Below are 12,549 nucleotides of genomic sequence, written 5' to 3'. Positions count from 1 at the left end.
AAAACGGGTGGATCCGGGGCGGTTTTCGGAACTCGGCCAGTAAATCGCGAGAGTTATTATGGCTGTCGAAAGAATGACGGCGACCGATGAGACGGCGACTGATCGCCAGGGGTGCGGGCCACTGCGCCCGATTCGCACCGTCGGCGACGAAGCGACCACACCCCTGCGCCAGCAGATCTTCGAAGCGGTGCGCGCCACCGGCACCCTGTCGCGGGTCGAAGCCGCGCGCATCCTCGGCGTCAGCCCCGGGTCGGTCACCACGGCCACCACCGACCTGATCGCCGCGGGATACCTGGAAGAAATCACGGCATCGCCGCGCGACGGCGAACCCTCGGTGCGCGGTCGCCCACCCGTGGCGCTTGCCGTCTGCCCACGCGCCGGACTGGTGGCCGGCATCAAGATCGCCGAGGTCGCCCATTCCGCAATCCTGCTGGATTTCGCCGGCGAGGTTCTGGCCGACGTCGTCATGCCGGGCAGCGCACAGCCGATGTCACCGCCCGAGATCACGGCGCTGATCGACGATCTTCTCGCGCGGCTGTTGTCGCAGACGGGTCATGACCGCACCGATGTTCTGGCGGTGGGGGTCGGACTGCCCGGTTTCATCGATGGCGCGCGCGGCAGCGCGCTGTGGTCGCCGCTGCTTAAGACCCGTGATGTCGCGCTTGGACCGATGCTGTCGGACCACCTGCGCCTGCCGGTGATGATCGACAACGACGCCAATCTGCTGACCCTGGCCGAACTGTGGTTCGGCGACGGGCGCGACGTGGCGAATTTTGCCGTCGTCACGATCGAACACGGCGTCGGCATGGGGCTGGTGCTGAACAACCGGCTGTATCGCGGTGCGCGTGGCCTCGGCACCGAGCTGGGCCATACCAAGGTGCATCTGGACGGGGCCCTGTGCCGCTGTGGGCAACGCGGATGCCTTGAGGCTTATGTCGCCGATTACGCCCTGGTGCGCGAAGCCTCGACCGCGCTGGACTGGAACGCCTCGCAGGGCGGCGGGTCGGGCGCGATCCTGTCGCAGCTTTACGAGAACGCCAAGGCCGGAAACGGTGCCGCGCGGTCGATCTTCCGGCGCGCGGGACGCTATCTGGCGCTGGGTCTGGCCAACGTCAGCAACCTGTTCGATCCCGAGTTGATCATCCTGTCCGGCGAACGGATGGAGTTCGATTATCTTTACGCCGACGAGGTGCTGCGCGACATGAAACTGGCCACGATCCAGGTCGACCGCCCCGCGCCCCGGGTCGAAATCCACGTCTGGGGCGATCTGATCTGGGCGCGAGGCGCGGCCGCTTTGGCGTTGCAGCAGGTCACGACCGACCGCCTGGGCGCGCCCGGTGCGCTGGACGCGGCATGATCCGCCTGCTGTCCGCCCTGCTGTTGGCCGCCGGTCCCGCCCTCGCAGATCCGGCCTTCACCGATCGCGGCGCCGCCCTGCCCGTGCGCCACGTCTATTCCGGTGGCTGGTCGCATTTCGTCGGCGGCGGCGTCGCGGTGTTCGATTGCGACGATGACGGTCGCGCCGATCTGTTCGCGGCGGGCGGCGAGACGCCCGCGGTGCTGCTGCGCAACGTCACGACGACGGCGGGCGACATCACCTTTGCCATCGCGCCGCTGGACGACATCACCGGCGTCACCGGGGCCTATCCGCTGGATCTGGACGGTGACGACCTGTTGGACCTGTTCGTTCTGCGCAACGGCGCCAACCTGCTGTTGCGCGGCACCGGCGACTGCACCTTTACCGACGCCACCGCGGCGCTGAACCTGCCCGACGACGCCCGCTGGTCCACCGCGTTTTCCGCCACCTGGGAGGGCGGCAATACCCTGCCCACCCTGGCCGTGGGCAATTATGTCGATGCCACCAATCCTGATGGCCCCTTCGGCACCTGCGACATCAATCACCTGATCCGCCCCGACGGCGACCGGTATGGCCCACCGATGCCCCTGAAGCCGGGATATTGCGCACTGTCGATGCTGTTCACCGACTGGCGGCGGGACGGCGCGCCGATGCTGCGGATCTCGAACGATCGACATTATTATATCCGCGACGGTTACGAACAGATGTATGCGCTGGATCCCCTGCGCGAACTGGACGAAGAAGACGGCTGGCCGCGCCTGCATCTGTGGGGCATGGGCATCGCCAGCCGTGACCTGACCGGCGATGGCCTGCCCGAGGTGATGCTGACCTCCATGGGCGATCAGATGTTGATGACCAACGACGGCACCGGCTTCACCATGGTGCCCTATGCCACGGGCACCTATGCCCAGCGGCCGTTCACCGGCGACGATGGCCGCCCGTCCACCGGCTGGCACGCCGAATTCGGCGATATCGACAACGATGCCCGGCCCGACCTGTTCATCGCCAAGGGCAATGTCGACCAGATGCCGGGCATGGCCACACGCGATCCCAACAACCTGCTGATGCAAGGGGCGGACGGTCGGTTCGTCGAAAAGGCCGACGTGGCGGGCGTGGCGACCACCGCACGCTCGCGTGGGGCCGCCTTGGCCGATCTGAACGGCGATGGGCGGCTGGATCTGGTCGTCGTCAACCGTCGCGCCCCTCTGGAGGTCTGGCAGAACGTCACGCCCGACGCCGGCAACTGGCTGATGCTCGACATCCGGGGCGCGGCCCCGAACACCCGCGCCGTCGGCGCGATTGTCGAGGTGCGCACGGGCGACCGGGTGCAGACACAGGAAATCACCGTCGGCGGCGGTCACGTCTCGGGCAGCGCCCTGCCCCGCCATTTCGGACTGGGCCGCGCGACGCACGCCGAGGCGCGCGTGATCTGGCCCGACGGCAGCGCCACGGGGTGGCAGGCGATGGACGCGAATCGCACTGTGCGCTGGCGGCAGGGCGGCCAGCCGGAAGCCGCCCCCTGACGTGATCGCGGGCGCCGCTCCGCCCCTCGCATCACCGCATCAGAACATGCACCTCGTGAAAACCGCTGGCCGGATACACGGCCTTCCGGGCCGGGCGGTCGGGATCGCAGGTGATGCTTGACGTGCGGGCCAGAAGTTCTTCCAGGACCACCCGTAATTCCATGCGCGCCAGCGCAGCACCCGGACAGACATGGATGCCCGCGCCGTAAAGCAGGTTGTCTTCGGGGTTCCGGTCCAGTCGGAAGGCATCGGGATCGTCGAACACCCGGGGGTCACGATTCGCCGCGACCCAGTTGACGGTGACGCGCGCGCCGCTTTCCAGGGTGCGCCCGCCAATCTCGACCGGGCAGGTGGTGACGCGACGGTTCGTCACCAAGGGGCCGTGCAGGCGCAGGATCTCGTCCGCAGCCGCTTCGGCCAGGGCGGGATCGGCGCGCAGACGGTCCTGAACCTGGGGGTTGGCCGCGAGGTATTCGGCGATGATCCCGACCGACGCGGCGATGCTGCCGATTTCGCCCACGGTCCAGTTGCGCAGGATGCTGGTCAGCTCATCCTCGTTCAGGGGGCGACCGTGCACGGTTTCGTGGGTCAGGGCCACGGCCACGTCGGTTTCGGGCGTCGCGCCGGCGGCGACGCGCGCGGCGATCGTATCGCGGATCAGGGTCTGAAACTCGCCGGCGATGCGGGTCATCGCGGCGTGGTCACGCGCCAGCGTCGCCTGGTGATTGCGGGCGACCCAGTCGCGCAGGGCTTGGGCCAGGTCTTCGGGCCAGCCGAGGAAGGCGCATTGCACGCGCACCGCGAACGGATGCGCCAATGCGCCCATCAACTCGACCTTGCCGCGTTGCGCGTCGATCAGGTCGACCGCGATCTCGCGGCAGGTCGGCTCGAACGCATCAACGCGGCTTTGCGTGAAATACTTTTCGACGATCGGCCGCCAGGCGGTGTGTTCGGGCGGATCCATGCCGTTGGGCACCGTAAGCCGTTGCGAGACGACATTGCTGAACGTTTCGTGATCCTGCACCGCGCGCATGACATCGCCATGGCGGAACAGCGACCAGTGCATGTAATCACTGAAGGCCACCGGGCAGGTTTCGCGCATGTGGTCGTATGCGACACGTTGATCTGACTGAACCTCTTGCGATCGGGGATCCCAGTCAGGGGTCGGTGTATCGTTCATCGCTTGTGTCTCCTGTTTCGAAGTCCCGGCACGCACCGTCCGACAAGGAACGGTTGCCGCCACCACCAAAATGGGGCGCAGGACGTGCCGATGGACGTCAGTATCGGATCAAAGCGATGGCCTGTCCTTGTTCCATGTCACATTGGCGGGCGCATTCGAACGGTTGAATGTTCCTGCCGCCAGCGACGGTTGCGAGGTCGAGCAAGGCGCCGGCCCCCTGCGCGACGTTCCCGACCGATGCCCGGGCCACGTCGCGCAGCAGTGTCAGGCCGGCGACCGCGGGATCACACGAAACGGTTGACCCAGTTTTCGAGGATTTCCTGGCGGCCCGACTTCGGCTGCGGGTTGATGCCTTCGTCCAGCACGCGTTTCTGGATCGATGCCAGATCGCTGTCCAGCATCGCGCGCGCGCGGTCGTCCTGCCAGCCGGCATACCGTTCGGCCAGCGCATTTTCGAGTCCACCGTCTTCCAGCATGGCCGCCGCCGCCTTGAACCCGCGGGCGCAGACATCCATGCCGCCGACATGGGCGGCGATCAGGTCACGCGCATCCAGCGACTGGCGCCGCAGCTTGGCGTCGAAGTTGGTGCCGCCCTGGGTGAAACCACCCGCCTTCAGGATATGGTAATAGGCCAGCGCGACCTCGGGCACGTTGTTGGGAAACTGGTCGGTGTCCCAGCCGGACTGGTAATCGTTGCGGTTCATGTCGATCGAACCCAGCATCCCTTCGGCGCAGGCCACGGCGATCTCGTGTTCGAACGAATGGCCGGCAAGGATTGCGTGCCCCTGTTCGAGGTTCAGCTTGACCTCATTCTCCAGCCCGTATTTGCGCAGGAAGCCGATGCAGGTGGCGGCATCGTAATCATATTGGTGCTTGGACGGCTCCTGGGGCTTGGGTTCCACCAGGATCTGTCCCTTGAAGCCGATCTTGTGCTTGTAGTCGACAACCATGCTCAGGAACCGGCCCATGTGGTCCAACTCGGCCCCCATGTCGGTGTTCAGCAGGGTTTCATAGCCTTCGCGCCCGCCCCACAGCACATAGTTCTGACCGCCCAGCTTGTGCGTCGCATCCATGCACCCCTTCACCGTGGCGGCGGCAAAGGCGAACACGTCGGGGTCGGGGTTGGTCGACGCACCCGACATCCAGCGGCGGTCGGAAAACATGTTGGCGGTGCCCCAGAGGAGTTTGGTCTTCGCGCCTTCCATCTTGGTGCCGATGTAATCGGTGATCTCTTCCAGCGTCGACAGGTTGTCGGCGAAATTGCCCTGGTCGGGGCGCAAGTCGGCGTCGTGCCAGCAGAAGAACGGGGCGTTCAGGATCTCGAACATCTCGAACGCCACATCGGCCTTCAACTTGGCGTTGGCCATGGAATCCTGGGGATACCACGGGCGCTGGAACGTCTGCCCGCCGAACGGATCGCCCCCTTCCCATGCGAAGGAATGCCAATAGGCCACGGCAAAGCGCAGTTGATCCTCCAGCCGCTTGCCCCCGACCGTTTCATCGGCATCGTAATGGTGGAACGCCATCGGGTCCGTGCTGTCGCCGCCGGCGAATTTGACCGGCTCGATACCGTCGAAGAATCCTGTGCTCATCTGCTGTCTCTTTGCTGTGGTGTCTGATGTCTACTGCAATGCCGGATACAGCGCGCGATAGCGCTGCCAGCGTTCGGTGTACCGGTTTTGCAATCCTGCGACCGGATCGATGGTTTCGCCGATGTGGGGCGGCGTCATGATGTCGGCGGGGTCGCCCCCGGTATCGGCGGCGATGGCAAGGCGTGCGGCCCCCAGCGCGGCGCCGAATTCACCGCCCGCGGGGATCGACAGCGGCGTGCCCAGCGTGCTGGCCAGCGTTTGCAGCCAGAACGGCGAGCGCGCGCCGCCCCCCATGGCGATCACCGATGTCAGGATGGTGCCGGTGCCCTCGAGCGCCGACAGGCAATCGCGCAGGGCAAAGGACACGCCCTCGATCACCGCGCGGGTCAGATCGGCGGGGCCATGGCCCACGTCCAGCCCGATGAAGGCGCCGCGCACGCCCGCGTCATTGTGCGGCGTGCGTTCGCCCGACAGATAGGGCAGGAACAGAAGGTCCGAGGGGCCGTCGATGGTGTCGGGCAGTTGCGCGGCCAGATCGCCGGCGGATTGGCCGGTGTTGCGCGACAGCCAGTTCAGGCAATCGGTCGCGGCCAGGATGACGCCCATCTGATACCAGCGCCCCGGCACCGCGTGACAGAAGGTATGCACCGCAGAGGCGGGATCAGGCGCGCAGGCGTCCTTGGCCGCCAGCAGAACGCCCGAGGTGCCCAGCGACACGAACCCCTGCCCCTCGCGGAAACACCCCGCGCCACAGGCCGCGGCGGCGTTGTCGCCCGCGCCGCCCGCAACGACCACCGGGCCGCGAATACCCCAGCGTTCCGCCAATGTGTCGCGCAGATCGCCGCTGGGCGCGCTGCCCTCGACCAGCGCCGGCATCTGGTCGGCGCGCATGTGCCCGGCGGCCAGCGCCGCATCGGACCAGTCGCGCGCCGCCACGTCCAGCCACGCGGTGCCGGCACTGTCGGACATTTCGCCGACATGCCCGCCGGTCAGCCACAGGCGCAAGTAATCCTTGGGCAGAAGAACCTTGGCGACCTCGGCGAAAATCTCGGGTTCGTTCTGTTCGACCCACATCAGCTTGGGCGCGGTGAAGCCCGGAAAGACGATGTTGCCGGTGATCTCGCGGATCCGCGGCGTGACGTCCAGCATCGCCGCCTGTTCGGCCGAACGCGTGTCGTTCCACAGGATGCAAGGGCGCAGAACCCGGTCGGCCGCGTCCAGCAACGTCGCCCCGTGCATCTGGCCCGACAGGCCGATGCCACGCAGATCGGCCAGGGCGTCGGGGGCGCGGTCCTTCAGCGCGTCCAGCGCGGCTTCGCAGGCGGCGATCCAGTCGGCGGGATCCTGTTCGGACCAGCCATGGTGCGGGTGCGGATTGGGATAGCTCCGCTCGACGCTTTCGATCACGCGGCCGGCTGCATCCGTCAGGATCGCCTTCAATCCCGATGTTCCCAGATCCAGTCCCAGATACATGCAATTCTCCCGCTCTGCCGCGCGCAAGGTATTGTCGCCACTGTCGCGGCGTCAACAGCGGATCGTGATGATCCCGCCGCCCATCGCGGGGACATTGTCGCAGCGGCCGGGCCGGCGCGGCGACAGTTCCGGTTTCGCGGTTGCCTTGGGCGGCAAAGGTCTATTTGTGTCAGACCGAACGGGGACATGCATTTCATGACGCAGCAGCCAGTCATCATCGCGCAGGACATCAGCAAGCGTTTCAACGACTTTCAGGCGCTCGACCGGGTCAGCCTGACGGTCGATCCGGGCGAACGTGTGGTGATCTGCGGGCCGTCGGGATCGGGCAAGTCGACGTTGATCCGATGCTTCAACGGTCTTGAAACCCACGATGACGGCAAGTTGACCGTGGACGGGCGCGAGATGTCCGAGGGTTCGCCCCATATCCGACAGCTTCGCCAGGACGTCGGCATGGTCTTCCAGCAGTTCAACCTGTTCCCGCATCTGACGGTGCTGGAAAACCTGATGATCGGCCCGCGCAAGGTGCGCGGCCTGTCGCGGCACAAGGCCGAAGAATTGGCCCGCACCTATCTGGATCGCGTGCACATCCCCGAGCAGGCCGACAAGAAGCCCGAGCAATTGTCGGGTGGTCAACAGCAACGGGTCGCCATCGCCCGGGCGCTGTGCATGGAGCCGCGCGTGATGCTGTTCGACGAACCCACGTCGGCGCTGGACCCCGAGATGATCGGCGAGGTGCTGGACGTCATGGTCGACCTGGCCCAGTCGGGCATGACCATGGTGGTCGTCACGCACGAAATGGGGTTCGCGCGCAAGGTGGCCGACCGCATGGTGTTCATGGAGGCCGGCAGGATCGTCGAGATCGCGCCACCCGAGAAATTCTTCAGCAATCCCGAAACCCGGCGCGCGCAGAGGTTTCTGAACCAGATCCTCGGCCATTGATCCGTCTGCGCCGCATATTGAACCTGCGGGTGGTGGCGATCGCGCTGTATCTTGCGATCATGGCCACCATCATCTGGGCATCCTGGGCCGGTGCGCAGCGCATGGGATACAACTGGCAATGGTATCGCGTGCCGCAATACCTCTATACGCTCAGCGACGACGGCTTTCAGCCTGGCGAACTTCTGATCGGGCTCTGGGCATCGGTCAAGCTGTCGACAGCCGCCTTTGCGCTGGCGGTCGTGCTGGGCGGGGCGATCGCGATGCTGCGGCTGTCCGGGCTGATCGTCGGCCGGGGCCTTGCCGCGGTCTATCTCGAACTGATCCGCAACATCCCGCTGCTGGTTTTGCTTTACCTGTTCTACTATGTCCTCGGGCCGATCTTCGGGCTCGACCGCTGGGGCGCGGCGATCATAACCCTGGCAATCTTCCACTCGGCGCTGATTTCCGAGATCTTCCGCGCCGGCATAAACTCGGTCGCGCCCGGCCAATGGGAAGCGGCCGCCGCCATCGGCATGTCGCGCGGACAGGCCTTCCGCCATATCATCATCCCGCAATCCGTCCGCTTCATGTTGCCGCCCCTGACCGGCGAGGTCGTGCATCTGATCAAGTCTTCGGCCATCGTCAGTGTCATCGCGGTGGCCGAACTGACCACGGTTGGACGCAACATTATTTCCGATACATACATGAGCTTTGAAATCTGGTTCACGGTCGCTGCCGTATACCTTGTTCTGACCCTCTTGCTGTCGTTCGGCGTCTCGGTGCTGGAACGACGGTTCAAGACCGGCTGACACGCAACCTCAGGAGACGTCCCTATGTCGAACACCCGTAGAAAGGCCATGCTGCTAGGCCTTGCCTTTGCCGCGACCACCAGCACGATCGCCACCGCCCCGGCGCTGGCACAATCGGCCACCCAGGAATTGTCGCGCGAATCCGTGATCGAGACGATCAAGCAGGACGGCGTGATCCGCATCGGCCTGTCGGTGTTCGTGCCCTGGGCCATGCGCGATCTGAACGGTGAACTTGTCGGCTTTGAAATCGACGTGGGCCGGGCGTTGGCCGAAGACATGGGCGTCGATGTCGAATTCGTGCCGACATCATGGGACGGCGTGATCCCGGCCCTTGTCGCGGGCAACTTCGATGTCATCATCTCGGGCATGTCGATCACGGCGGAACGCAACCTGACCGTCAACTTCACCAACCCCTATGCCTATTCCGGTCTGACGATCTTGGCGAACACGGCCCTGACCGAAGGTTTCACGCTGGAAGACTATAACAGCCCCGACGTGACCTTCGCGGCCCGGCGCGGCGGCACGCCGTCGTCGGTGATCCAGCAACTGTTCCCGCAAGCGAAGCTTTTGCAATTCGACGAGGACGGCGCGGCCACCCAGGAAGTGCTGAACGGCAACGCCCACGCCACCATGGGCGCCGAACCCACCCCAAGCAGCGATGCGCGCCAGTATCCCGACGTCGTCAACGTGCCGTTCGACCGGACCTTCCTCGCCACCGGCGAAGGCTTCGCCGTGCGCAAGGGCGACCCCGACGCGCTGAACTTCTTCAACAACTGGATCGCCGTGCGAACCGCCTCGGGTTGGCTGAAAGAGCGTAACGATTATTGGTTCAAAGGCGACGACTGGGCCGATCAGGTCGCCAACTAAGACGCCGGCGTGCCCTCCTTCCTACGAAAACTCCGTTGGCCCGACATCCTGATCCTCGCCGTACTCGCCGGCGGGATCGGTTATGTCGTGGTCATGGTCGAGGGCACGCTGAACTATCAGTGGCGCTGGCACCTGATCCCCGACTATATCCTGCGCTGGCGCGAGGACCGGGGCGAATGGTTTGCCAACCTGCTGTTGCAGGGGCTGTTCACCACGATCCGCATCAGCCTCTATGCCGGCGTGCTGGCGCTCGCGCTGGGTGTGGTGCTGGGCATCGCGCGCTGCGCGACAAACCTGACGGTCCGCCTGCTGGCGCGCACCTATATGGAGTTGTTGCGCAATATCCCGCCCGTCGTCATCATCTTCATCTTCTTCTTCTTCCTGTCCCAGCAACTGATCGACGCGCTTGACCTGAACGCCTGGGCCCGCGACATCGCACGCGGCGACAACGCCGAAGTGTGGGAATTCTTCTTCGGCGACATGCGTCGCTTTCCGTCGCTGGTGTCGGGCGTGATCGTTCTGGCCCTGTTCGAATCGGCCTTCGTCGGCGAGATCGTCCGCGCCGGGCTTCAGTCCGTGCCAAACGGCCAACGGGAAGCCGCCCGCGCCATCGGCATGGGGCCGATCCAGGAAATGCGTTACGTCGTCCTGCCCCAGGCAATGCGCAAGGTGACCCCACCCATGGCCAACCAGTTCATCAGCCTGATCAAGGACAGCTCCATCATTTCGCTGATCTCGGTGCAGGATCTGACGTACAAGACGGTCGAACTGGTGGCATCCACCCGGTTGATCTTCGAAGCCTGGATCACCACGGCTGCCTTATATTTCGTACTGTGTTTCGGCCTCTCCATGCTGTTCCGCCGGCTTGAGCGCCCCAGTCGGCGCTCCTGACCCACGCGCGCGCAACCATGATCCTGAATTCAAATGCATGCAGCTTGTGTTGACCTTCCCGCTTTCTCACTTCTGGAACATCAGCAGACAGCAAGACCAGATTTCGTCCGTGCCTGAAGGGGAGAGATGGCTTGCCCCGCGTATTGCATCCCGGCATGGATTTGCCCGGCTTTTGTGGCGAGCGTTCAGCTTGCTTCGCGGGCCTTTCGCTCGGAGGCCACGGCGCTTTGGAAGCCGAGCGATGAATGCCGTCGGACCGCGTCGATGTATCTGGCCACGGCGTTTTCTGCTTGCTGGCGGATTTGCCACGCGACCAGCGAGATCAGCTCCGAATTGATTGTCTCGAGGAATGACCTGCCACCGGATTTTTCCTCCACGCTCGATGAAAGTCCGGCCCAACCTGAGGACGGACAATGAAGCGGACGAGTTTCACTGACGAACAGATCATAGGCATCCTGGTGGAGCACGAGGCAGGTGCGAAGTGCGCTGACCTGTGCCGAAAGTACGGCATGTCGGAAGAGACCTTCTACAACTGGAAAGCCAAGTTCGGCGGCATGACGGCGCCGGAGGCCAAGCGGCTGAAGGCGCTCGCGGATGAGAACGCCAAGCTGAAGAGGCTTCTGGCCGAACAGATGCTTGATCTGGCTGCGATGAAGGATCTGGTTTCAAAAAAGTAGGGCCCGCCGGGAAGCGCGAAGCCGTTGCGTATCTTAGGGCCGAGCATGGCCTGTCGGAACGGCGGCCTGTCACATCGTCGGCGCGGATCGAACGATGATCCGCCATCGATCTCGACGCGCGCCGGATACCGCGTTACGCGGTCGGCTGCGGGACTTGGCCAACGTGCGACGGCGGTTCGGTTGCCGCCGGCTGTTCGTGTTGCTGCGCCGCGAAGGCGAGCCGTCCGGCATCGTCCGGATCTACAGGCTCTACCGCGAGGAAGGGCTGACGGTGCGCAAGCGAAAGGCGCGACGCAAGGCCGTCGGGACGCGGGCGCAAATCTTGGTCGAGGCTTGGCCCAATGCGCGCTGGTCGCTGGGTTTCGTCCACGACCAGTTCGCGGGCGGCCAGCGCTTCCGGGTGCTCAACGTGGTCGACGACGTCACCCGTGAATGCCTCGCGGCAATCCCTGACACCTCGATCTCGGGGCGCCGTGTTGCGCGTGAACTGACGGCCCTGATCGACCGCCGCGGAAAGCCCGGCATGATTGTCAGCGACAATGGCACGGAACTGACCGATGACGCGATCCTGCGCTGGTGTTCCGAGCAACGGATCGAATGGCACTCCATCGTGCTGGGCAAGCCGATGCAGAACGGTTTCGTGGAGAGTTTCAATGGCCCCATGCGCGACGAACTGCTCAACGAGACCATGTTCCGCAACCTGGCTCATGCCCGCGTGGTGATCGCCACCTGGACTGCCGACCATAACACCGAACGCCCGCATTCGGCATTGGGTTACCAGACCCCGGTCGATTACGCGTGCACCCTCACCACCGCAATCGCCCGCCCCGCTGCGCGAGATGAAAGCTCCGCGCGGCGGGCGACTGCTCAACCTGCGCAAATCGGCCTAAACACCAACCGGGCTCCGCTCGCGGCTGGTTGAAGGTTCGGTGGCAGGTCAATCGCCGTGATCTGTTCTTCGCTGAAACGGCTTCTCTTCATCATCTGTCTCCTCAGTTGGAGAACAGGCTAACCTCAAGTCGAGGACTTTTCAGGGGAGCAGGTCACAGGTCAGGTGGATTGCGAAAAACGCATTCCGCGCGGCAGAGCAGCCTCGGAAATTGCCTTCGGCCGGAGTTATCTACCCATGGAACGCTTGTTCTATTGCGCCGTTTGAGCATTTATCTTGGGGATTATTGTTTTCACGTATCGAGAGATTTTGTGTTTCTTTCTAGGTTTGGCGGTGACCTACTCTCCCACGTCTTGAGACGCAGTACCATCGG

The 12,549-nt window shown here is 64.6% G+C and carries 10 protein-coding genes and 1 pseudogene; 7 read left to right on the top strand and 4 right to left on the bottom strand.

The window, feature by feature from the left end; genetic code table 11:
• The first annotated feature begins 58 nt into the window (after positions 1 to 58).
• Together CFP68_RS07105 and CFP68_RS07100 are read left to right on the top strand one after the other, a co-directional pair.
• Complete coding sequence (locus CFP68_RS07105) at positions 59 to 1,357, top strand: ROK family transcriptional regulator (protein ID WP_241523990.1); 1,299 nt, start codon at positions 59 to 61, stop codon at positions 1,355 to 1,357.
• Entirely contained in the window at positions 1,354 to 2,880 is a 1,527-nt protein-coding gene (locus CFP68_RS07100) for a CRTAC1 family protein (protein ID WP_099826233.1), read from the top strand. Before CFP68_RS07105 ends, CFP68_RS07100 begins: the two co-directional genes overlap by 4 nt.
• 31 nt (positions 2,881 to 2,911) lie before the next feature.
• Here CFP68_RS07100 and CFP68_RS07095 read toward each other — a convergent pair whose 3' ends face one another.
• The 3 genes from CFP68_RS07095 to xylB all read right to left on the bottom strand — a co-directional run bounded on the left by CFP68_RS07095 (position 2,912) and on the right by xylB (position 7,125).
• Complete coding sequence (locus CFP68_RS07095; protein WP_099826232.1) at positions 2,912 to 4,060, bottom strand: cytochrome P450; 1,149 nt, start codon at positions 4,058 to 4,060, stop codon at positions 2,912 to 2,914.
• Between the two features lie 284 nt (positions 4,061 to 4,344).
• Positions 4,345 to 5,652 carry a xylose isomerase gene (gene xylA / locus CFP68_RS07090; protein WP_099826231.1) on the bottom strand — a complete coding sequence of 436 codons (1,308 nt, stop codon included), beginning with the start codon at positions 5,650 to 5,652 and terminating at the stop codon, positions 4,345 to 4,347.
• Between the two features lie 30 nt (positions 5,653 to 5,682).
• Positions 5,683 to 7,125 (bottom strand): xylulokinase, encoded by a 1,443-nt coding sequence (gene xylB / locus CFP68_RS07085; protein WP_099826230.1) that lies wholly within the window; start codon positions 7,123 to 7,125, stop codon positions 5,683 to 5,685.
• A 195-nt stretch (positions 7,126 to 7,320) separates the two neighbouring features.
• On the opposite strand from xylB, the gene CFP68_RS07080 reads away from it, so the two are divergent.
• From CFP68_RS07080 to CFP68_RS07065, 4 genes are read left to right on the top strand one after another with little or no spacing between them, the layout of a single operon-like run.
• Positions 7,321 to 8,064, top strand: coding sequence for an amino acid ABC transporter ATP-binding protein (locus tag CFP68_RS07080; protein WP_099826548.1), 744 nt, complete (start codon positions 7,321 to 7,323; stop codon positions 8,062 to 8,064).
• The gene (locus tag CFP68_RS07075) at positions 8,061 to 8,852 is read left to right on the top strand and encodes an amino acid ABC transporter permease (protein ID WP_241523989.1); all 792 of its coding nucleotides are present in this window, start codon (positions 8,061 to 8,063) and stop codon (positions 8,850 to 8,852) included. The genes CFP68_RS07080 and CFP68_RS07075 overlap by 4 nt, the downstream gene beginning before the upstream one ends.
• Before the next feature lie 24 nt (positions 8,853 to 8,876).
• Positions 8,877 to 9,719: a transporter substrate-binding domain-containing protein gene (locus CFP68_RS07070; protein ID WP_099826229.1), complete on the top strand. Its 843-nt coding sequence runs from the start codon at positions 8,877 to 8,879 to the stop codon at positions 9,717 to 9,719.
• Positions 9,720 to 9,728: 9 nt separating this feature from the next.
• Positions 9,729 to 10,610, top strand: coding sequence for an amino acid ABC transporter permease (locus CFP68_RS07065; RefSeq protein WP_099826228.1), 882 nt, complete (start codon positions 9,729 to 9,731; stop codon positions 10,608 to 10,610).
• Between the two features lie 185 nt (positions 10,611 to 10,795).
• Here the strand turns inward: CFP68_RS07065 and CFP68_RS17875 are convergent, their stop codons facing one another.
• Complete coding sequence (locus CFP68_RS17875; protein ID WP_145953411.1) at positions 10,796 to 10,987, bottom strand: hypothetical protein; 192 nt, start codon at positions 10,985 to 10,987, stop codon at positions 10,796 to 10,798.
• A gap of 36 nt (positions 10,988 to 11,023) precedes the next feature.
• On the opposite strand from CFP68_RS17875, the pseudogene CFP68_RS07060 reads away from it, so the two are divergent.
• A pseudogene (locus CFP68_RS07060) lies at positions 11,024 to 12,209 on the top strand (IS3 family transposase).
• Positions 12,210 to 12,549: the final 340 nt, after the last annotated feature.

Origin of the sequence: Oceaniglobus indicus (assembly GCF_002751875.1) — a bacterium.
GTDB classification, from domain to species: Bacteria; Pseudomonadota; Alphaproteobacteria; order Rhodobacterales; family Rhodobacteraceae; genus Oceaniglobus; species Oceaniglobus indicus.
The sequence above is the reverse complement of the archived record's forward strand: the minus strand, read 5'-3'. Positions and strand labels throughout refer to the sequence as shown.

Coding starts and splice junctions, on each gene's coding strand:
- CFP68_RS07100 (WP_099826233.1), top strand. CDS start 1,354: ATGATCCGCCTGCTGTCCGCCCTGCTGTTGGCCGCCGGTCCCGCCCTC.
- CFP68_RS07105 (WP_241523990.1), top strand. CDS start 59: ATGGCTGTCGAAAGAATGACGGCGACCGATGAGACGGCGACTGATCGC.
- xylA (WP_099826231.1), bottom strand. CDS start 5,652: ATGAGCACAGGATTCTTCGACGGTATCGAGCCGGTCAAATTCGCCGGC.
- CFP68_RS07080 (WP_099826548.1), top strand. CDS start 7,321: ATGACGCAGCAGCCAGTCATCATCGCGCAGGACATCAGCAAGCGTTTC.
- xylB (WP_099826230.1), bottom strand. CDS start 7,125: ATGTATCTGGGACTGGATCTGGGAACATCGGGATTGAAGGCGATCCTG.
- CFP68_RS07095 (WP_099826232.1), bottom strand. CDS start 4,060: ATGAACGATACACCGACCCCTGACTGGGATCCCCGATCGCAAGAGGTT.
- CFP68_RS07070 (WP_099826229.1), top strand. CDS start 8,877: ATGTCGAACACCCGTAGAAAGGCCATGCTGCTAGGCCTTGCCTTTGCC.